Origin of the sequence: Enterococcus sp. RTP21361st1_A6_RTP21361_211029, from assembly GCF_040910045.1 — a bacterium.
Classification (GTDB): Bacteria; Bacillota; Bacilli; order Lactobacillales; family Enterococcaceae; genus Enterococcus_D; species Enterococcus_D gallinarum.
This window is the reverse complement of record NZ_JBDGBK010000020.1, coordinates 18,032-38,870: the sequence shown is the minus strand read 5'-3', so window position 1 is coordinate 38,870 and position 20,839 is coordinate 18,032. Positions and strand designations below refer to the sequence as shown.

Here is a 20,839-nt window from a genome sequence, read left to right as displayed (position 1 = left end):
TATTTTCGTTATAAACTCTTGATCAGAAGGCTTTTAATAAATATTTTTTCTGATCAGCTCACCGTTTTTCCACTGCATCTCAACGGTCCGATTCCCTTTGATTTTCAGTCCTTTGACAAAGCCATCTTTCAATTCACTTGGTAATGCAGGCAACCATTTAACACGTCCGTTGCGATCTTGGACAAACAGATTGGCGATCCCGGCGGCCACACCAAAGTTACCGTCAATCTGAAATGGCGGATGTTTGCTCCAAAGATTACTATACGAAGCTTCCAAAATGGCATGCTGAATATGTTGATAGGCTTGCTTTGAATCTCCTAAGATAGCAAATAAATTGATTAACCAAGCATTACTCCATCCGGTATGCCCCCCACCATTTTTTAATCGCAGAGAAATTGACTTTCTCACTGCATTTAAAAGCTCATCTGTTCTATAAAGTTCACCAGGGTATGCGCCATAAAGATGGGAAACGTGGCGATGTCCAGGTTCCACTTCTTCAAATTCTTCTTGCCATTCTAAAATTTGACCTTTTGACCCAATTTTTACAGTTGCTAAAAATGGTTGGATTCGCTTCATTCTAGCCAATAAATCATCATGGATATTTAGTGATTCACAAGTTAACCGGAAGAAATCAAAATTTTCATTGATCAAGCAGATATCCATTGCAGTTGATAGCTGCAATGAACATTTGTTGCCAGCAGCATCAAAAAACAGGTTCTCTGGTGACGTCGAGGGACAGCTATGATATATTCCGTCACTTTCTATTAATGTATTGACTAAGAACATAACAGACTTTCGCAATACTGGATAGACCACCTCTTTCAAGTATGTCCTATCTCCCGTGTACTCATAGTGCCGGTATAAATCGCTGGCTAGCCAAGCCCCGCCCATTTGCCACATCGCCCAAGAAGCATCTCCTCTACCAGTCTGAGATCGATAAGGAGTCCCCACTGGATTGGTTGTAAACCAGCGATCTGTATTATGATGACACACGGATCCTGCTACACCGTAGTGAAGGAAGGCGGTCTTTTCTCCTGCGTTAGAGAGTTGTTCAATAAAGTTACTATAAGGTACAAAGCATTCGTGTAAATTACAAGTATCCGCTAACCAGTAATTCATCTCTAAATTGATATTTGTTGTGAAATTACATGACCAAGGCGCTCTCAGCTGCCAACTCCAGATCCCTTGTAAATTACTCGGCAGACTCCCAGGACGAGAAGAACTGATCAATAAGTAGCGTCCATATTGAAAATATAAAGCGATTAGTCCAGGATCTGACTGACCTTCTTTTACCCTTGCAATACGTTCATTCAGCGGCAAATGAACTTGGTCGCCCAAATACATCTCCACTCGATTGAACAGTTCTTGATAGTCTTTCCTGTGACGCTTTTTAGCTTCTATAAAGCTTGGAACTTTTCCTGGCCCTTTTCTTCTAAAAAGAAATGATACGTTTCGGGCATTTTCAACGATAAGTCGATCGTTGTTAAAAACAAGATTTCCATCCGTTTGCTCGATAATTAATTCATAAGTATGTGTTTCCCCGCGAGCCCCTTGAACAAAATCCCATTCATTGCTTATATAGTTTGGATTGACATGTTCCGGACATTGAACCTGTATTTCAACACAGCTTTCATTAGCATAGTAGACAACTTTTGAGTGTAACTGTGACTCATAAGCAATACTAATAGATTCTGCTTCCGGAGCAACAAATCTTCCCCACAAGGCTTGGTCAGGATAACTAGCAAAATACTCGCGCTGATAAACACCTCTCGTTCCTTGGTATGTTATTTCTACTTTACTTCTGCTTAAATCAAGACAACGACGATACTGATCAATCGCTCCTTGTTGGTCTGGTTGTGTAATAATCAGATTTCCCAAAGGCAAGTAGCTCTCGGTGTAATTTCCTAGAAAAGCCTCTTCCACTTGTTGCCCCGCTTCTAGATAACGGCCTTCCAAAATAGCTTGTCGAATTTCTGATAAATACTTTGCAGCTTCTGGCCGATTTTTGTCATATTCGTATCCCGACCAGAGTGCTTCGTCATTCAAGCCAATTTTTTCAGGAAAGCTTCCAAAGATCATTCCCCCTAGACTACCATTCCCAATAGGTAGCGTTTCCTCCCATTCCTGCGCTGGTCTTGTAAAGAAAAAATTCATTTCGAGGACCTCCATCATAAAAAAGACCTATGGCTGTTCTTGAAAAAGTATTGTTCCTTGATTAATCAGTCATAGTCTTTTGATCTCTTTCGCTCAACCTAATTCTAGTCATATTCCAAGAAAGCGGCTTTGTGCTGATTGTGACGCTTCCTCCATCTATCACTATCCGCTCCTTCGAATCACAAGGGACAACTAACTCTTGATTTGGTCCATTAACTGCTTTTGTATCGTAATCAGCCATTTCAGTAGCCTCAATGACCCGCGCCAATCTCAAATCAGAGTCAACCGTGAATGTAATGTCTTCATCACTATGCTTGTTAACAGAGAAAATAACTAGTTCATCTTTTTCTTCGTTTAAAATAGCAATACTGTCAAGATAGGGCACATTCTTGATTTTATTGGTATCATAAGTTGCTACATCAACTTTTGTAGTTAGTGCTTTACCATGTCCATACAATGAAGCTTGTTGATACGGATAGAAGATGGTCTGCTTCCAAGCTCTCCCATTTTTCTCAGTCATAATCGGTGCGATTACGTTCACCAATTGCGCTAAACAAGCAATCTTCACTCGGTCAGAATTCTTTAATAATGTAATGAGCATGCTGCCAACAAGTAAAGCATCTTCAAAATTGTAGATGTCTTCCAAAATGTGAGGCGCTACCGTCCATGGCTTTTGCGCTGCGGTTTCTTCATTGGAATGGTACCAGACATTCCATTCATCAAAGGACAACATCATGGTCTTGTCACTTCTTTTTTTTGCTTTCATCGTGTCGCAAATGGCGATTACTGATTTGATAAAACGGTCCATATCTTCTGACTTGGCTAAAAATTCAGCAAGGTTGTCAGTTTTATTGTCATAATATTGATGCAGTGATAAGTAATCGACATATTCGTATGTGTGCTCGAGTACCGTTAGTTCCCAATCTACGAATGTCGGGCGAGAACTGCTGGAACTGCCGCACACCACTAGTTCAATTGAATCATCTACCCATTTCATCGCTTTGGCAGTTTCTTCTGCTAAACGACCATATTCTTCTGCAGTCTTATGCCCGATTTGCCAATCTCCATCCATCTCATTGCCTAAACACCAGGTTTTGATTGCAAAGGGTTTTTCGTCTCCATTTTGCTTTCGAAGATCAGACCAATAGGTGCCTCCTTCAAAATTGCAATACTCCACTAGATGACGCGCTGCATCGATGCCCCGCGTTCCCAAATTAACGGCCATATTCACTTCAGTATCGCATTCTTTAGCCCAACGCATATACTCATGTAAACCTACTTCATTCGTTTCAATACTTTGCCACGCTAAGTCGAGTCGTTTAGGTCGCTTTTCTCTTGGCCCAATGCCGTCCTCCCAACGATAGCCAGACAAAAAATTTCCTCCAGGATAGCGAACAATTGGTACTGCCAATTCTTTGATAAGTTTTAAAACATCTTGCCGAAAGCCATTTTCGTCACTCGTTTCATGATCTGGTTGATAAATACCTTCATAAACTGCTCTTCCCATGTGTTCAATAAATGAACCATAAATTCGGCGATCGATTCTCGAAATTTGTTGTGTCTGTGAAATACGGGTCTTAGCCTTCACTTGATCACACTCCTTTTATTCTTATCTCAAATTGATAATGATAGTCCTGTAAATATAGTTGGTATTTGTCTAGTACATCCGGACCACAGCTTCTGGAACCAATCCCGTGCTGTTGATAATCGATGTACAAATAATAGCGGTCTGCTTTTTTTAGTTCATGAATATGTTGTGCGGAATCAATAGCCGCAGCAGAATAAGCATGTACACTAAAATTAAAGAAAGGGTTTCCTTGGAACTTGAGTGTTAATTGATTGTCCGACTTGAATGTCGCCCACTTCGTCTGGCAATGATTGCCACTTTCTTGTGGATATAAATAGTGGAAACTCAGTTCATCTGTTGCCTGAGAAAACACATCAAAGTAGCTGCCATTTTCAGTATCTGCATAGGTTTCTTTAGGTCCCTTTCCAGACCAGCAAGTTTTCGTAAATCGTTTATGCAGCTGCCAAACAAGTCCGATACGAGGAACTGTCAGTGGATAATCGTTTTTAGGCTCCCCAGATATTTCATAGGTGACTCGTCCATCCTTGAAAAAAGTGATATTCGTTGTTTGCTCAATGTGCCAAAACTTTCCTGCTGGCCCGATTGCTTCCTTTAAAGATAGTTTCAATTTCTCAGAATCATTGGCGACAATGCTGCAGCTCATTAAATTTGTCACCATGCGATCGACACCATATTCCCGCCATATTTCACTAGAAATAAAATCATTGTTTGTTGTCGGCCGCCAAAAAACACTTTCTGGAGAAGCTAGATAAATGTCTTGGTGCTCATTCATGAACTGCCATTTACCAGTGGTTTTATCTACTCTCAAATAGTTTGTCCCATTTCGGAGCAGCAACATTTTTGCATCATCCTGAATTTCCTTAAATAGGAGTGAATCAGGTTCTTGCTCGGGTAGAGAGTCTCCTTCGATTGGCATAGCTGCGACAATACTAGCTAATTTGCCATGAAGCGTTTTTTGATCATCAAAAATCTGCACTTTTAGCAGATTGCCCTTTTCTGCATGTGTCAGTTCGCTAGGTAATATCACTTCGACGTCTTTCTCGTGGGGTAAATGAACTGTCACGATCTTGCTTATCAACACTTCTTGATCTCGTTTCATTTCAAAACAACACTTCATACCTAACAAGTCCTTGAATTGATTGCGGTTGCGTAGGAATATTTTTCCGACTTCATACGAAGAAAAATCGATGGTGATTGGTTCTTGTTGTCGTTGAATATCGAAATAACTGGGTGATGGTTGTAAATCAGGGGTCATTAACCCATCCAAAACAAAATTGTAGTCATTAGGAATATCACCAAAATCACCACCATATAAATAGGTTGGTTGCCCTTCTCGCTTTGCTTTGATTCCTTGATCTTTCCATTCCCATAAAAAACCGCCTTGTAATTGCGGTTCTTTATAAAACATTTCCCAGTATTCTTTCAACGAACCAGGACCGTTTCCCATCGCATGTCCATATTCACAAAGGATGTATGGTTTGATTACTTGTGGATTGTCTACGACCTCTTGTAATTCCTGAATCGTCGCATACATTCTAGAATTAAAATCGGCTTGCTGAACATCTTTAAAGTAGCGCCCATCTGTTTCTGAAATACAATCACGAGACTCTCCTTCATGATGAATCAAACGAGTAGGATCTTTTTCGCGGCACCAACGAATCATTGCTTCATGGTTTGTTCCGTTGCCAGACTCATTTCCTACCGACCAGATAATGATTGAAGGATAATTTTTGTCTCGCTCGACCATTTGTTTCATGCGATCAAGATAAGCTTCCTCCCACTCTTGATTGCTACTCAAATAATTTTTATCTCCGGTACTCCCCATTCCATGACACTCTAAATCCGCCTCATCCATCACGTATAATCCATAGCGATCACACAACTGATAAAATTCAGGACTATGGGGATAATGAGCTGCTCGAATGGCATTAAAATGCGCTGCTTTCATCAACCGGATTTCTTCTTCTAAGAAACCTTTTGGCAGCGCTCGCCCCTTCGTCTCATGAAACTCATGGTGATTGATCCCTTTAAATAAAATTGGCTTGCCATTGATACAAATTTTGTTTTCCAAAAGAGCCACTTCTCTGAAACCGATTTCCTGACAAATTTCCTCTTCTGAAGTGACAAAGCGCAACCGATACAATTCTGGCGTTTCAGCAGTCCATTGTTTGGGTGAAACGACTGGAAAAGAAAAATGATGGTTTTCTTTATCAATCACGATCTTTTTTTGGAAGACAATGGATTCTTTTTCTAAAAAAATTTCGCAATCGAGCTGATCACCATGAATTACCGGGAAATCGATAGTCAAAATACCATTCTCATAGTTGCTGTCAAATGATGTTTGAATGTGGAAATCCCAGATACATTCTTGAGGGCGATGCAGCAAAACTACATCACGAAAGATGCCACTCAACCACCACATATCTTGATCTTCAATATAAGAACTATCGGACCATTGAAAAACTTCGACGACAAGTTGATTTTCTCCCTTTTCGATAGAAGCGGTTACATCGAACTCAGCTGGATTGCGGCTGCCCTTACTAAATCCGATATATTTACCATTAAGATACAACGCAAAGCAATTATCCACTCCTTCAAACCTAAGAAATTGCTGCATTTGTTGAGAGTCACAACTAAAATCATATCGATACACACCTACCGGAATCTCAGAAAACGTATAGGGTGGATTGATTGGAAATGGATATTGTATATTCGTATAGTGCGGTTGCCCATACCCTTCCATTTGCCAATTACTAGGTACAGAAATCAGGTGACTATTTTGCCAAAAATCATCAGTAAAAAACCCCTCCCTTTCAACATCTAGATGAGACGGAAAATATCGAAATCGCCAAAAACCATTCAATGACAAAACTCGAGAAGAATTGTCATGATCCTCCGTTGGAGCATAGGGAAGATAATAACTTCGCGGGCTTTGTCTATTTTCATGAATGCGTTTGGGATCTGACAAGTAGTTTGTCTTAAACATTCGTTTTTCTCGCTTTCATTCATAATTAGTCTTTCATACCAGTTGTTGCACCAGAATCTAAGATATAACGTTGAAACACGATAAACACGAGAACTAAGGGAATAATTGAAATCACTGAAGCAGCAATCAACACGGTCCAGTTGACATTTTCTGCTCCCACCAAACTCCTAATAGCTACCTGGAAAGTGTACTTCTTGGGGTCGTTCAAAACAATCAAGGGCCAGATGTAGTCATTCCAACGCCATTGGAATGAAAAGATGCTCAGCGTCATAATGATTGGTTTGGCAATAGGTAGCATGATTTTCATAAATATTTTCCCATCCGAGGCTCCATCGATGCGTGCAGATTCGATTAAGTCGTCTGGAATAGAGACGAAGAAGGTTCTGAACATGAAAATTCCTGTAGCAGTATTGATTGAAGGAATAATAATCCCGGCTAAACTATCATACAAACCTAATTTTCGAATCACTGTAAACACTGGATTCATGATTACTTCGGTAGGTAACATCGTTGTTGCAATAATGCAGACAAAGAAGAATTTCAACCACTTCATGTCATATTTTGCAAATGCAAAGCCACACGTTGCACTGGCAATAACCGTCAATATCGTGGTAATAACTGACGACTTCAAAGTGTTTGTAAAGTATCTTACGAAATCCAGACTGGACCATGCATCGAGATAATTCTGTATGGTTGCATGCTCCGGCAAGATACTTAATGGATAGGAAAATAATTCTGACCCAGGTTTAAAAGAGCTGAGTATAAACCAAACTAGTGGAAATAAATACAGCATAGCCACAAGAACCAAGGCAGCTGTGAGAATGGTTGTACTCGTTTTATCGTGAAGTTTTGAAACGTCATTCATTTTTACCACCTCCGATTTTCATTTGAACGAGTCCGAGAACTAATAAGATTGCAAATAATACCATGGAGGCTGCACTGGCATACCCAACTTTCATCTTGTCAAATCCAGTTGTATAAATGTATTGCACAATGAACATATTTGCTGTACCTGGTCCGCCATTTGTCAAGGATTGAACCAAAGCAAATTCTTTCATGGCACCGATACTAGCTAACAGGATTACCATAAAACTAGTCGGCTTCAATGAAGGTAGCGTAATGTACAAAAACTTCTGGAAGGATGAGGCACCATCAATATCGGCTGCCTCGTAATATGACTTAGGTATGTTTTTGAGCGCAGACATAAATTGCAGCATATTAAATGCTGTCCCACCCCAAAGCGCTGCCAATAGAATTACCGCAAATGCTGCGCTTGCATTGGAAAACCAGGGAACGGCTTCGCCGCCTAAATTCCCAATGATATAGTTCACAAAGCCAAAATTTTCTCCAAACAACCATTTCCAAATAACCCCAGCAACAATACCCGAAATTGTCCAGGGCAAGAAGAAAACAATTTTCCCTAAGAGCTTTCCCTTTGTGTGCTTGTTGTTCAGCAAAATGGCAATTCCTAAAGAAACAGCGTAAATCAGCGGCACCAAGCAAATTGCATAAGTAAAGGTTCGGAATAAGGATCGGTAAAAACTCGCATCTTGAAATAAAGCAATATAGTTATCGAAACCAAGGAAGTTAGCAGTCCCAAATCCTTTATAGTCCGTTAAAGAGTAATAAAAGCCCAAAATTGCTGGTACGAGAAAAAAAGTAATGAACAGGACAATATTGACTCCTGTAAAAATCAAAGGCCATTTATTTTTTTTAAGTTTCTTCATACTCTGTCCCCTCCTTCATTTTTACAACTGGTATTACTTGATACGATGCAAGATGTTCAATCTCCGGCCAAACTAATGAGCCAAATTGAGGATCATGAAATGATTCATCGGTCATTTTAGATTTTTTAACCGATTTCATAAAAGTTTCAAAAGTTGAAAACTCATTCCTGCTCCCGCACTTTACAAGTACAGTATGATTGATTCCTTCAGAAATGATGTCTCTACCGCGAGTATCCCCGCTTGGCTGCATTTCGTAACCTTGCGAAAAATAAACACCAAGGTAGCTTTGATCTTTCTTGATAAACAACCAATTTGAATCATCGAGATCCACCCAGTCTAAATTCCAATACGGCACATACATGTGGATAAAGGGTACATCTGCCTTGGATAAATCATATTTGATATGCAAAACATTTTTAAATTGTTTAATACAAGGCATCCGACCATTTCCAGCCCAATAGCTAGGCCGATTTTCACCACTATGCATAAACTCACCTGGGTTGTTTATCCAAAGCTGTGTCCCATCACTGCCTAACGAAAGGTTCATCATATGTTGTTGATGACCCTTTTGAAAACAGTGATACTCGATTCCACTAGCAATTGAATATTCTCGACATTTATAAAGATACGTCTGCACTCGATTGATCCCTTGAAGGTAAGTTGCTGTCAATTCCTCATTTGGCTGTAAATCAATCAAAGACACGCATTCTTTTGGTGGAACATAATCAGATAGGCAAAAAAGTGTCGATGCTCGTAAGGCGTAATTAAAGTTACCTCGGTCCCAAGCAATTGCTAAAATATTGCTGATTTCTCCCAAACGCATGGCTTTCAAATCGTGTTCATATGTTCTGCCAAATGTGGAGGAAAGAGTTCCTCCATGAGAATTTACAGCCATGATCATGAATGTGAAATCCAATGCTTTTTTCGCTGCATTTTTTATCTCTTCATCTGGCGCATTCGTATAAAGGCTGAAAAAACCTATTAAATCGATGGGCAGATACGTAATAGAATTCCATTCAGAAAACCCATAGTGTTCAAATTGCTCAAACCACTGTAACAAACGTTGTTTTCCTAAATCGTATTGTTGACTTCCTTGTCTTCCACTCGTTACAAACGTTTCCTCTGGAAGCAAGCATCCAGCAAAATATTGGCACGTATGGAACAATAAGGAGTGATTTTCACTAAAGTACCACATGACATCGTTTCCAGGCTCATCGATCCAATAGCGAAAATGTAGCGCCAACTCTCGGAGCTTTATCCTTAGCTTCTCTGGCAACTGCTCTTTTTTTCCTAGCCAAAAACCCAGTAACGGTGCGAACATAAAATCTGCGCAATCTCCCCGTTCCTTTATCATACGAAAAGCCGGCTGAAGTTTTTTCCAACACGCTTCTGATAATTTCCCAGTTAAGTGAATTTCTGCTAACGCACTATTCATATCCGGCATGGCAAGTTTTGAAAAGATTGTCAGAGCTGTCGCTTTTCTCTCTTCTAAAGTTCCACCTAAGTTGCGCTTTAACTTTTCTTCGTTATAAACTGTAAAAACAAGTTTCTTAAACAGATAGGTTTGGTCTGGAAGTAGCACGCCCACAAACAGATGCGTTAGCCCTGAGGTAGGGATATCTTCCACATTGCCTAAAGAAATACGTTGATTATTTAACGGTAAAAACTGACTTTCTCGCCGGAAATCTGTAATATTCCCCCCAACTTCTTCTGTAAAAGTGACCTCTTCATAAGTAACAAAGACTTTCTCGAAATAATCGTAGTCCGAACAAATACGTACTTCTCCTTTAGAATAAAAATCTTTCTCAAAATAAAGCCCATTCAAGAACTCCTCTGCCTGTTGAAGAATAGTTTCGTCATACGATAAAGGCAAGACTACTTGAAAGTGATGATTCGACAAGACACTTAATTCAACAAAAAAATTTACATCTCGCTCGGCTAGATCATCCATGTAAACGATGAGTTCATTATCGCCTTGTTCTAGCGGGAGAACTATAGTGGTTTTCGTGCCATGGTTTCGCGTATAGGGCCGAAAATCAGTAAGCAATTTCCCATTCATCCAAAGAATAGCTCTTCCGCAGGTAACCAACGAACATTCCACCGCTTGTTTCTCTTGACAACGCAGCTGTGACCGCAAGTATGTACTTACTTTATGCGGAGTTGCTTGAAAAGTAGAAAAATCTACCCTCGGATTTTCAAAACCATCATATACCTCTGAAAAATCTTGCTTTCCAGGATACGGCACCTCAGAAAGCGTTTGTAAGAAATTTGCTCGAATGGGATATTCGACTTCTTGATACCCTTCCGTCATGTTTACAGGAGCATCAATACAACTATCTTTGCTTTCAACTTTTTCCTTTTGGAGCATGCTGCGTTGCCAACAATTGATCGAACTGCCTTGTTTTACTGAATAGATATAATCGCTCATTCTTCTCCCACTTTCAAAATAGAATGGATGTGGACCGGATGAGTACCAGTCCACATCATTTCCTACTTACTTCTTCGTGTACCCCTCGTTGTAATCTTTTTCGATATTCTCAATCATTTGATCAAAGCTGATTTCATCATTCAACACTTGAATCATTGAATCCTTGTATGCACCAGTTAGTCCAGTGTATCCAGCCATTGTCATCGCCACTTGATCTGCAGTTTGTTTAGAAGAAATTGGTTGGGCCGCCGCTTCAATTTCTTGATTGTAAATATCGTAAGCCGCTTGTGCATCTGCATAATTCACTTTTATTCCTTCTTCTGCGGGAAGATAACCAGCTAATTCACATAACTCAGTATAATTTTCTGGTGTGTACAACCACTCCATAAATTTCTGTCCGCCCTCACTATTCTTGCTGTTTTCAAAACCAACCATAAAATTACCGCCCATATTGGTAGCACGAGTTGCTTCATACGGCATGTAAATGGCTTGCCAATTGAAATCTTTAATGTTGGTGGTAAAATCTTTGATTTGCCAACTTCCTGACATATATGCTGGAATCATTCCACTCTTAAACATTGAAGAAGCATCTTCTCCAGAAGTCCAGACCGTTTTTGGAATTGTTCCATCATTATTTAGGTCAATGAACTTTTGTAACGCAGCTTTTGTCGCATCATCAGTTTCATAAGTACCGGTTTTATCATTCAGAACAAAATCCTGCCCACCAAATTGATACGTGAACGCTCTCAATCGATGATCCGAAGGATCCATTACAAATCCATATTTGGCATCTGTTTTTTCTTGGATCGTGTCCACAGCTTCTAAAAATTCATCCCATGTCCAAACTTCTCCTTCATCTTGCGGATAAGAAACCCCTGCTTGCTCAAAAAGATCTGTATTGATGAACATTCCTACCGCAGTAATGTCTGTTGGTAAGGCCCGAACCTTGTCGTCTTCGTCTTTAATCGTCATTGAATCTAGCGTTTTGCCTTTTTTAGCAATATCTGTCAAATCAACTAAATAGTCTCCCCAATCTGGTAAGACCCCTGAAACCCGGGCAACATCGGGGGCATCATCTGACTGTACAGCTTTAGAGATTTTCGTCTCCATATCTGCATAAGGTACATCTGTTACTTCTACTTTGATACCAGTCTCTTCTTCATAACGTTTTGCCATCTCACTATAGGCACCGCCTTCTGATGCATCTCCCGATACAAACAATCTTACAGTGTCGGAAGAAGCTGAGTCAGAATTGCCGCATGCCGACAAGCCCATTAATAACCCCGCACATAAACCAGCCTTTAAAATCTTGTTTTTCATCAATATTTCCTCCTAATGATCTATTTAAATTGACTTAAACCCAAAATTGCTGAAAAAAACAGTAATACTCCAATTATCGTGTGTATCATCTCTACCTTGGTCTTTTTTTCCTTTAGTAATAGGATCCCGCCCATAATAGATACAAAGATGCACAACTGAGAAATGGTATAGCTTAAACCTACGCCTAACTGTGTTGCGATATAAAATAAGGAGATATTTGCAATTGTCCAAAATATACCTGTCAGTACATTTCGAGAAATTCTTGACAACTCTTGCTTTTCTTGGTCGAATTTCGCAATCACGCAAGAAGAAAGAAACATCGCAAAAGCTTGAGGTAGAAAGATTTGTAGCCCTTCCACGTGAAAAAGTGACGTCGTGACCATATAGCCCATCAGACAAAGTGATGACGTACAAACCATGAGAATTGTTTGTAGTGATATTGATTTTTGCTGCTTCTTTTTCTGATTCATTGTAACAAGGTAGATTGCAACTAAAATAACCAGCAGCAACAGCAGGGTAATAAGAACCTGTTTCCAATTCTGCCATTCACGGAGAAGGATGCCAGAAGCAAGTGACGTAAACAGCAATTGTGTCCCATTCGATAATGGCATCACTTTTGACACTGTCCCAGTCGCAAGGGCTTGAAATTGGAGATATTGACCCCCCGCCCAAAATGATCCCGAAATCAATGCTGCAATAGTCCCCGTCAATGTGTATTCAACACCCATTAGAAAACTGAGAATGATAGAAATGCCCAATGCCGTAAAGGTTGTGCCCAATAATTGTTCCACTGGTGTTCCTCCAGCTTTTTTGGAAATAATCGGCATCAACCCCCATCCCAAAGCTGGCAAACTATAGATAAGTAAGCTCATGTGATTGCCTTTTCTTTCAAAGATTCTGCGATGGTCAAGGCAAGCAACGTCATTGCTTGTCCATACACCATTGGCATTTGGACAATACCTTTATAGTCCTCAGCATTGCAGGAAATCGGAGTACCTGCAGACACTCCAAGTACCGTACCATCTTCTGCTATCTTGGCTGTTATTGATGAGATTAAATCGTTGATTGCCTCTTGAGAAAGCTGAATAGTAAGGAAATTACTCTTTACCCCTAAGAGCATGCCGGCAATGATTCCAGCTGATCCGGAAGTTTCCGTATAGGAAGTCGGATCCGTTAAAATTGTATGCCATAAGCCATCCTTACTACGGATTTCCAGCAAAGATTTCACTTGATTGTTGTAGAGATTCAATAGGTACCTTTCTGATGACTTAGCTAAATAACCGTTCATTATTTCCAAAAACAGCGGGATACCAACCGTGATCCAGCTATTTCCTCGACACCAAAAATTGCCCCCGTAATTTGATTGTTCTTCAAAATTCCACCCATGATAAAATAAACCACTTTTACGATCTAAGAGATACTTACAATGTAGAAGCATTTGTTCGATTGCATCCTCACGCCAGATTTGATTATCGTATTTCACGCCCATTTTCCCCATAAAAAGAACTGTCATAAAAAGAGTATCTACCCAAATTTGGTTCCGATTCTCTTTTACTGTGAATTTATCTATTCCAGATGTAATATGCTGCAGTCCATTTTCATCTGTTCTAGGAAATTCTTTTTCGATCCACTTCATCCATTCTAGAGCAAGGGTTTCATACTCCGGATAGTCAACAAGTGTTAGTAAAGGACAAATCGTATTCACATTTTTAGTTGGAAGGCCTTTATTGATCTCTTCAGTGGCCCATTGTTTGATATACTCATCATTTATAGGTCCCTCCAAATGCAACCCATAAATTCCGACTCCTTGAGGCCAGTCCCATTGCTCCATACCAAAGTCTCTAGCAAAGAATCCTTTACTTTCTGATAATTGATTATTACTGTCTCTAAAATCTTCCTGATTCAACGGTAAGCTATCAAAATGCTTAAGCCGTTCTCTTACAAGTGAGATTTTATTATTTGCTACTACCATTCCTAACTCCTCTTGGTTCTTAAGTTTTTTAATTGGTATTGTTTTGGTGACTCGGCTTGTATCTCTTTAAATTTTTTAATATAGCTAGACTCATCACGGTACCCAATTTTTTCCGAAACTTGTTTCACAGAATATCCTTGTTCTAACAATTCTCGTGATTTCATGATTCGGATATAGATTAAATATTGATTTGGTGTCATACCAAGTGCATTTTTAAATGCGCGAATAATCGTTGATTTACTGATAAAAAAACGTTCACTTAATTCATCCAGAGTCATTTCATTCATATATTCTTCTTTAAGAAAAGAAACAATCTCAGAAATTGTTTGATAATGCTCATAAGATATTGGTTTATGTAATTTCTCATCAGAGTAAACGATTTTATTCAATAGAATAAGTAACTCCGTCAACTTCAATTTTAGATGCAAAAGTTCAAACGGCTCTTTTCGCTCTTGGTCACATCGAATCATTTCTTCATAAAGATCAGTGACTTTAAGACTTTGATCTGAAGTCAACTCAATACAGTCAACCTTCTGTTGCTTGGAAAATATTTCCAAAAGAAAAGGAAAATTTGTTGTGAATTCTTCAATAAAACTGGGCTTGAACAAAATAAAATAGCGTTCATACAATTTGCTGCGATCAATGGAAACTCGATGGAGCTCTTCTGAACTAAACAGAGCAACCGTACCAGCATCTGCATCAAATTTTCGCTCATCAATCTGATAAGTCGTGCTATTCGTTAATGTAAAATGAATTTCAAACCCATCATGAAAATGCGGTTTATCCATAAAATGAATCCTATCTATTTTGTGCATTACCACTAGATCATTTTCAATTAATACCTTATCAACGTTTTCGGTATCTAATCTCATGCTCTCACCTCACTGACAAGATGATTGTAACCGATTTCTAAAGTTATTTGTATGCGTTTCCATTCAATTAATCGGGCAATATCGTCAGAACAGATGAAATTCAGCACGATTTAATTGATTGCTAAAATAATTTATCAACAAAAATTACTTAAACTAGAGAACCAAATGAAAGAGAAACTAAACTGACAGAGTCCAGTGCATTTTATAGAAATAGCATTAAAAGCTGTCTATAATCATAAAAAAGAGTGCCTAGAAAATATTTTCTGGGCACGGGTAAAATCATTTATTGTCAGCAGAAGGCAATGTCTGCATCAGTTCAAAAAAGTGACTGGCGTTTCCTGTACTAAAATAGCTATACCATGCTTCTAACGTCTCTTTCTTGAACACATGTAAGCTCTCTATGATTTGCTTCGTCCAAAGTAACGCTCCCGTTGATCCTGCAGTGATTAGACGATTATCCGATACAGATCGCTGATCTACATATAGTTCTTGGCCATTGTATCCCAGGCAAAACATTTCAAGAAATTCAAGACTGTTACTCGTATGTGAGCGATCATTCAATAAGCCAACATTTCCCAAGACTACCGTGGCGCCGCAAATCGCTCCAACAGTTCCACCCAGCAAAAGCAACTCTCTTGCTGCATCAAGGACAGCGTGATGTCTTGAATCACTCCAATTATCCGCACCAGGTAACAATAGGATAGATTCTTGGTTTAAATCCATTTCCTCCACTAAACAATCAGGAGTTATTTTCATTCCTCCCATAGTGTGAATAGGTTGTTTCGAATGAGCAACTGTTTTGATTCTTAATAAAGGCGCATCCGCTTTAAAAAAGCGTTTTGAATGTAACTCTGCCGTCACATATCCTATTTCCCAATCTGCTAGAGTATCTAGTACGTAAAGATAAATTGTTTTCATAATTTCCCTCCATTAATCGTTCTTTCTGCTATCATTATACCTATCAATTGTTGACAACTTTATGGCAACAATATCAAAATAATTTACTAGGAGATTCTAAATGAAAGTGAGTAGATTGGTCAGTATTATAATCCTTCTAATGGATAAAAAAAGAGTGAGCGCGAAGGAACTAGCCGAAATGTTTGAAGTGTCACCCCGTACGATTTACCGCGATATAGAGGCAATCAGTATAGCTGGGATTCCAGTCCATTCTACTTCTGGCGTGGGCGGAGGATTTGAGATTATGGAAAAGTATAAAATGGATAAAAATACTTTTACAGAAGCAGACTTGATTACGATTTTAGTAGGCATATCTAGTATTCCAAGTGTTATGAAAAGTAATAATTTTGTAAATACACAGACAAAAATCAGAAGTCTGTTCCCATCAGATAGAATAGAATCAGCACACGTACAAGCAAAGCAAATGCATATCGACTTTAGTCAATGGTTGGGCGATCGAAATTTAGAAGCATATCTTACTATTATCAAGAGAGCTTTACAAAAAAATCATTTACTCACATTTGATTACATTAACCACAAGGGCAACAGGACCAACAGACAAGTCGAACCTTATCAGCTGGTTTTGAAAAATAGTCAATGGTACTTTCAAGGATACTGCTATGAAAGAAATGATTTCCGATTATTCAAAGTAACTCGCCTTTCGAATTTAAAAATGGCTGAGAGCAGTTTTGTTCCAAAATCTCCTCCAGCGCTACCTTTGCTTACTCCAGAAATCTTAAATAAACTACAGATATCGATCAAACTAAGAATTCATGCGTCTATCATAGAACAATTACTCGATTATTGCGACTATAACCAATTTGTAAGAGAGGATGAGACCCATTATATCGTCACATTCCCTTTTGTAGAAAATGACTATTACTACGGGATTATTTTAAGCTTAGGGGACAAATGCGAATGTCTAGAACCTTTACATGTTCGCACAGAATTAAAAAGGAAAATCGCCAGTTTAACCCAACTCTATGACAAATAGCTTCAGATAAGCGAGTAAGTTCATTTAATGAAATCTTGCTTATACGAACGAAAGTTTTCACTATGAAAAAGAGTGTCCAGAATGACGGTTTACTGGACACTCCTCTTTATTCTTCTAATGATAAATGTAAAATAGAATAACGTTTTAAGTTTGGTTTGAGCACTGGCTTCTCCTTAAAAAATGAGAAGGTGACATACTTCCATTTATCCGGATTATAAATGGTAAGTTTACCCAATGAATTGTCATAATCATTCGATTTTAGTTCAACTTCTTGTAATGAAGGCTGCTGGTGAATATCATGACATTCTTCGATCACATACTTACTTTCTGAGAAGGAACGGTCTAAGCTAATTTCTGAGGTAACACCTATTTCAATGTTTTTCCAGCCGAAAGAAGCAATAATATTGTCAAAAAATCCGCCAAAAATAAATTGTGTCATGCCTTCTGTTGCTTTCCAAACATATAAAGGACAATAACTATTTTCTAAATCACCGCTACTTTTCTCAGTAATCAGGTAAGCCTTAAACAGCAAATCTTTAAAGCCATCTGTCTTGTGCCCATTATCCTTTACTCTTTTTTTTATTTTTCCCATGTCGTAATCTGCAGGAAAAACTATTTTATATTGCATCGCTTGCATATTCGCTCTCTCCTTTCGTTATCAAAAGTATACTTGACATCCCCCATCGCGCATAATATAGAATCATGATATGCTTATCACAAAAAATGATAAATAAGAGGTTAGTCTGATGAATTTTAATGACTTAGTGATTTTTAAAGCGATTTATGAAGAAGGAACAATTAACAAAGCTGCTAAAAGATTGGGCTATGCTCAATCGAATATCACTGCACGTCTTCAAACAATAGAAAATGAATGTAATACGCATTTATTCATACGGAACCATAATGGCGTAACTCCGACTGCCAATGGGGAAGAATTTTATCTTTTCTCGCTTACTACTTTGTCAAAATTTGAGACCGTTAAAAAAAATTTTTTTGAACAGCAGCCAAAATTACTTACATCAGAATTGCTACTAAAATATTTAGTCAATGAATGCCACGAAATCTCAATTGAATCGATAAAAATAAGTTGCAAACGGACAGAAATGATCCTTTCAGAAATTTGCCGCGAGCCTTATGATTTCGTCATAACATTTCAAGAAATAAATAGGACAGAGTATACTTTAACAGAAACCAAGCAATTACTTGTGAATTTTTTATGCGGTGACAGAAATAAGACAAATGTACCACTATTGATCAATAGTGACTTGCATTGTCCTTTAAGACAACTAACATTAGAAATAGTAAAAGAAACGGAGCGACTGATTGAAATAGACTCATTAGAAACTATTTTAGACCTCGTTTCAAAAGGCCAAGCATTGGCTTTGCTGCCAACTTATTTAGAAAAAGAAGGCTTTCTACCTATAGATAATAATCTATTCGCAATCAATTATTATTGTTATAAGCATATCTGATAACTTCTGACTATCACTTTTCAGCTTAATGATTGAATCAATCTAGAATCAACGAACCAGCTCCTACTCAAAATTGTGCATCTAAATCACTTTTTATGTCTTTGCTGCTTTATTAGGGAAGATTCCCGTTATCGTCATTCTGAACACCTGAACTGAAAAAAGAAAACTCATTTGCTGTTAACCTTCGTTGCTCTCCCGATAAAATCGAAGTCTGACATGGCTTCGATGTCTTGTTAATCATCAGTTCCTGGGAAAACCATCGACAAAATCATCTTAGCCCTACCTTCTTCAACAAGGAACAGCATACGAGATTCTCCTTGATCAACCTATTCTACGGTTGATCAAGGAGAATCTCGATTTTACTGACATATTCTGTTGGTTGATTTGTCTCATGAAAGTCGATCAAATAAAATTCATAGTAGTCACCAATCGTTACAAGTTGGTGTTGCTTTAAATAATCGTTTAATTGACGAAGCGCTGCTCCACGATTCTTATAGGTCCCCGTATAGTAAATAGAGGCATAATTACCTGCTGGCAGAACAAATGCTTTCTGATCAGAAAGATCACTGGTTAAACAATAAAAAACTTGATGTTTGAAGGACTCTCCTTGAGGAGTTAGTACGGTGCCGAAAACATTTTGATTGTTAGCATGCAGCTCTTTCTCATATTGCTTATGCAGTCGCTTGAGCTCAAGATAAAGATCTTTTCCCAATGTATTTTTTTCCTGGCTCAAAACAATATAGCGATCGTTATAGTAAACCGTTTCTATTTCATGGTTTTGCTTGGTTTCCGCATACTCGAGTAATTCAATTCTCTCTTGTAACAACTCTTGTTTCTGATTTAACACTTTGATATGCTCCTGCAATTGTTTGCGCTCAAAATTCAAGATTTCTTTGGTTAATGCCTTATTCTTGGTATCTAAATACTTCTTTATATCCTCTAAAGGTACATCAAAAAATCGCAGATCTCTTATTGTATTCAACCGTTGAATGTCTTCATAAGAATAGTCACGATAACCATTCTCAGAATACTTTGGTGACAATAACCCGATTTTTTCATAATACCTTAATGTATGAGGTGTGATATCATAATTCTCACTGATCTCTTTTATTTTCATCTTGATGCTTCCACCCTACATTTTGAATAAGTTTCAGTCTCTTTTAAGAATCATATCATAGAAGTTGAAACAGAAAAATAGCTTCGACAGAGATTCTAGCCAGTCTGATCCCCCTATCATTGAGCATCCTATTACAAATGATAGTTAATTACTTTATAAGTAAATTAAGACAACAAAAAAACTAACTGAAGTCTCTTTTTTGAGTCTCCAGATAGTTTCTTTAATCACAATTCTATTGATATAAAATCAACATATCCTTCACATCGCTTGACGTTGATCGGATAGTTTTTTCTTCACCGCCAATCCCCATAGTACGAGCAATGTTAGTCCAAGATAGATGAATTTCTCTCCAATATTCCCTGTTTCGGGAAACTTACCTATCTTTGAGCCATCTGCCACAATAGTTTTACGCCCATCATTCAGGGTGAGATCGCTTTCTGGATCATCATCGGAAGAGTCATCTTCTCCTATACGACCTCGGACTGTCAATTGGTGAGTGGGTTGTTTCTGAACATTTGTCAAGGAATTCTGAGCTTCCGCTGTTACAGTCTGTATACATAGATTTCCCAGGAGTATAAGTATGATCAGCAGAAAGAAGTCCTTCCATAATCGTTTCATCACATTGCTCCCTTCTTGTAACAAGAGAACGATTCGAGCAGCCATTAAATGACTGCAGCGAAACGTAAAACTAAAGTGAAGCTTGGATTTAACTCAGCCGAAGCATCACTTGGGCTGGCGGTACCACCGAATGAAAAACTGTCAAAAGTGACTACTCCATCATTTCCTTCTAATGTGAATAGTTCTGTTTCTGTAACATTAGCAACACCATTTGTAAATAATTCGATTCCATTGATATCTAATTGATCAACTACATCCATATCATTTACATCATTTACGGTCGCCACATACGTCGTTACACCCACAGCAGAATTGTTTGTGACTGTATAAGATGGAGCGACAATTTGCGTATGATTTGATTCTTCGGTCGTCCAAAATAAAGCAGTTGTAGGAATCGTAACATTGATCCATTGATTTGGATCGTAAGGATCTGGACCGGGTACCGTATTGTCAAATTCACCAATGATCCCGTTCACTGTGATGTCTCCAGAATTGTACCCTGTCCGTCCATCAATTGTTTGTACATCATACGATTGCTCCGCGAATGCTGTTATACCAGTGGCTAAAATCCCCACGATTGTTGCTGCGCTTAGTAATACTGTTTTTTTCATTTTATATTCCTCACTTTTTGTTT

The 20,839-nt window shown here is 38.5% G+C and carries 17 protein-coding genes; 2 read left to right on the top strand and 15 right to left on the bottom strand.

Annotated features, from left to right (window positions below; all coding sequences use genetic code 11):
- Positions 1-33: 33 nt before the first annotated feature.
- The 11 genes from AB5Z52_RS05600 to AB5Z52_RS05550 all read right to left on the bottom strand — a co-directional run bounded on the left by AB5Z52_RS05600 (position 34) and on the right by AB5Z52_RS05550 (position 15,965).
- Positions 34-2,154, bottom strand: coding sequence for a glycoside hydrolase family 95 protein (locus tag AB5Z52_RS05600; protein ID WP_288551555.1), 2,121 nt, complete (start codon positions 2,152-2,154; stop codon positions 34-36).
- Between the two features lie 61 nt (positions 2,155-2,215).
- Positions 2,216-3,742, bottom strand: coding sequence for an alpha-N-arabinofuranosidase (locus tag AB5Z52_RS05595; RefSeq protein WP_288551554.1), 1,527 nt, complete (start codon positions 3,740-3,742; stop codon positions 2,216-2,218).
- Positions 3,743-3,746: 4 nt separating this feature from the next.
- Positions 3,747-6,728 (bottom strand): glycoside hydrolase family 2 TIM barrel-domain containing protein, encoded by a 2,982-nt coding sequence (locus tag AB5Z52_RS05590; RefSeq protein WP_288551553.1) that lies wholly within the window; start codon positions 6,726-6,728, stop codon positions 3,747-3,749.
- 25 nt (positions 6,729-6,753) lie between these two features.
- Entirely contained in the window at positions 6,754-7,593 is an 840-nt protein-coding gene (locus AB5Z52_RS05585; RefSeq protein WP_288551552.1) for a carbohydrate ABC transporter permease, read from the bottom strand.
- Positions 7,586-8,455, bottom strand: a complete 870-nt coding sequence (locus tag AB5Z52_RS05580; protein WP_288551551.1) for a carbohydrate ABC transporter permease — start codon at positions 8,453-8,455, stop codon at positions 7,586-7,588. Before AB5Z52_RS05580 ends, AB5Z52_RS05585 begins: the two co-directional genes overlap by 8 nt.
- Positions 8,442-10,883 carry a hypothetical protein gene (locus tag AB5Z52_RS05575; protein ID WP_368243577.1) on the bottom strand — a complete coding sequence of 814 codons (2,442 nt, stop codon included), beginning with the start codon at positions 10,881-10,883 and terminating at the stop codon, positions 8,442-8,444. Before AB5Z52_RS05575 ends, AB5Z52_RS05580 begins: the two co-directional genes overlap by 14 nt.
- Before the next feature lie 66 nt (positions 10,884-10,949).
- Entirely contained in the window at positions 10,950-12,203 is a 1,254-nt protein-coding gene (locus AB5Z52_RS05570; RefSeq protein ID WP_288551549.1) for an ABC transporter substrate-binding protein, read from the bottom strand.
- Between the two features lie 20 nt (positions 12,204-12,223).
- Positions 12,224-13,075 (bottom strand): GRP family sugar transporter, encoded by an 852-nt coding sequence (locus AB5Z52_RS05565; RefSeq protein WP_288551548.1) that lies wholly within the window; start codon positions 13,073-13,075, stop codon positions 12,224-12,226.
- A complete protein-coding gene (locus AB5Z52_RS05560; protein ID WP_288551547.1) occupies positions 13,072-14,175 on the bottom strand; it encodes a glycoside hydrolase family 105 protein in 1,104 nt (367 codons plus the stop codon). Before AB5Z52_RS05560 ends, AB5Z52_RS05565 begins: the two co-directional genes overlap by 4 nt.
- A gap of 2 nt (positions 14,176-14,177) precedes the next feature.
- A complete protein-coding gene (locus AB5Z52_RS05555; protein WP_288551546.1) occupies positions 14,178-15,047 on the bottom strand; it encodes an AraC family transcriptional regulator in 870 nt (289 codons plus the stop codon).
- Between the two features lie 279 nt (positions 15,048-15,326).
- On the bottom strand, positions 15,327-15,965 hold the full coding sequence (locus AB5Z52_RS05550) for a DJ-1/PfpI family protein (protein ID WP_288551545.1): 639 nt from the start codon (positions 15,963-15,965) through the stop codon (positions 15,327-15,329).
- A 100-nt stretch (positions 15,966-16,065) separates the two neighbouring features.
- On the opposite strand from AB5Z52_RS05550, the gene AB5Z52_RS05545 reads away from it, so the two are divergent.
- The gene (locus AB5Z52_RS05545) at positions 16,066-16,998 is read left to right on the top strand and encodes a YafY family protein (RefSeq protein ID WP_288551544.1); all 933 of its coding nucleotides are present in this window, start codon (positions 16,066-16,068) and stop codon (positions 16,996-16,998) included.
- Positions 16,999-17,104: 106 nt separating this feature from the next.
- Here the strand turns inward: AB5Z52_RS05545 and AB5Z52_RS05540 are convergent, their stop codons facing one another.
- Positions 17,105-17,635: a DUF4865 family protein gene (locus AB5Z52_RS05540; protein ID WP_288551543.1), complete on the bottom strand. Its 531-nt coding sequence runs from the start codon at positions 17,633-17,635 to the stop codon at positions 17,105-17,107.
- Positions 17,636-17,744: 109 nt separating this feature from the next.
- Here AB5Z52_RS05540 and AB5Z52_RS05535 point away from each other — a divergent pair, with 109 nt between their 5' ends.
- Positions 17,745-18,470: a LysR family transcriptional regulator gene (locus AB5Z52_RS05535; RefSeq protein WP_288551542.1), complete on the top strand. Its 726-nt coding sequence runs from the start codon at positions 17,745-17,747 to the stop codon at positions 18,468-18,470.
- A 331-nt stretch (positions 18,471-18,801) separates the two neighbouring features.
- On the opposite strand, the gene AB5Z52_RS05530 is transcribed toward AB5Z52_RS05535, so the two are convergent.
- The 3 genes from AB5Z52_RS05530 to AB5Z52_RS05520 all read right to left on the bottom strand — a co-directional run bounded on the left by AB5Z52_RS05530 (position 18,802) and on the right by AB5Z52_RS05520 (position 20,816).
- The gene (locus tag AB5Z52_RS05530; RefSeq protein ID WP_288551541.1) at positions 18,802-19,587 is read right to left on the bottom strand and encodes a MerR family transcriptional regulator; all 786 of its coding nucleotides are present in this window, start codon (positions 19,585-19,587) and stop codon (positions 18,802-18,804) included.
- Between the two features lie 258 nt (positions 19,588-19,845).
- Complete coding sequence (locus AB5Z52_RS05525) at positions 19,846-20,205, bottom strand: hypothetical protein (RefSeq protein WP_288551540.1); 360 nt, start codon at positions 20,203-20,205, stop codon at positions 19,846-19,848.
- A gap of 44 nt (positions 20,206-20,249) precedes the next feature.
- On the bottom strand, positions 20,250-20,816 hold the full coding sequence (locus AB5Z52_RS05520) for a hypothetical protein (protein WP_288551539.1): 567 nt from the start codon (positions 20,814-20,816) through the stop codon (positions 20,250-20,252).
- Positions 20,817-20,839 lie beyond the last annotated feature (23 nt).

Bases quoted from the DNA above. Each gene is read 5' to 3' on its own strand.
- AB5Z52_RS05585 (WP_288551552.1), bottom strand. From the start codon at position 7,593: ATGAATGACGTTTCAAAACTTCACGATAAAACGAGTACAACCATTCTC.
- AB5Z52_RS05600 (WP_288551555.1), bottom strand. From the start codon at position 2,154: ATGAATTTTTTCTTTACAAGACCAGCGCAGGAATGGGAGGAAACGCTA.
- AB5Z52_RS05525 (WP_288551540.1), bottom strand. From the start codon at position 20,205: ATGAAACGATTATGGAAGGACTTCTTTCTGCTGATCATACTTATACTC.
- AB5Z52_RS05565 (WP_288551548.1), bottom strand. From the start codon at position 13,075: ATGAGCTTACTTATCTATAGTTTGCCAGCTTTGGGATGGGGGTTGATG.
- AB5Z52_RS05560 (WP_288551547.1), bottom strand. From the start codon at position 14,175: ATGGTAGTAGCAAATAATAAAATCTCACTTGTAAGAGAACGGCTTAAG.
- AB5Z52_RS05550 (WP_288551545.1), bottom strand. From the start codon at position 15,965: ATGAAAACAATTTATCTTTACGTACTAGATACTCTAGCAGATTGGGAA.
- AB5Z52_RS05520 (WP_288551539.1), bottom strand. From the start codon at position 20,816: ATGAAAAAAACAGTATTACTAAGCGCAGCAACAATCGTGGGGATTTTA.
- AB5Z52_RS05575 (WP_368243577.1), bottom strand. From the start codon at position 10,883: ATGAGCGATTATATCTATTCAGTAAAACAAGGCAGTTCGATCAATTGT.
- AB5Z52_RS05530 (WP_288551541.1), bottom strand. From the start codon at position 19,587: ATGAAAATAAAAGAGATCAGTGAGAATTATGATATCACACCTCATACA.
- AB5Z52_RS05570 (WP_288551549.1), bottom strand. From the start codon at position 12,203: ATGAAAAACAAGATTTTAAAGGCTGGTTTATGTGCGGGGTTATTAATG.
- AB5Z52_RS05535 (WP_288551542.1), top strand. From the start codon at position 17,745: ATGAATTTTAATGACTTAGTGATTTTTAAAGCGATTTATGAAGAAGGA.
- AB5Z52_RS05580 (WP_288551551.1), bottom strand. From the start codon at position 8,455: ATGAAGAAACTTAAAAAAAATAAATGGCCTTTGATTTTTACAGGAGTC.
- AB5Z52_RS05590 (WP_288551553.1), bottom strand. From the start codon at position 6,728: ATGTTTAAGACAAACTACTTGTCAGATCCCAAACGCATTCATGAAAAT.
- AB5Z52_RS05555 (WP_288551546.1), bottom strand. From the start codon at position 15,047: ATGAGATTAGATACCGAAAACGTTGATAAGGTATTAATTGAAAATGAT.
- AB5Z52_RS05540 (WP_288551543.1), bottom strand. From the start codon at position 17,635: ATGCAAGCGATGCAATATAAAATAGTTTTTCCTGCAGATTACGACATG.
- AB5Z52_RS05545 (WP_288551544.1), top strand. From the start codon at position 16,066: ATGAAAGTGAGTAGATTGGTCAGTATTATAATCCTTCTAATGGATAAA.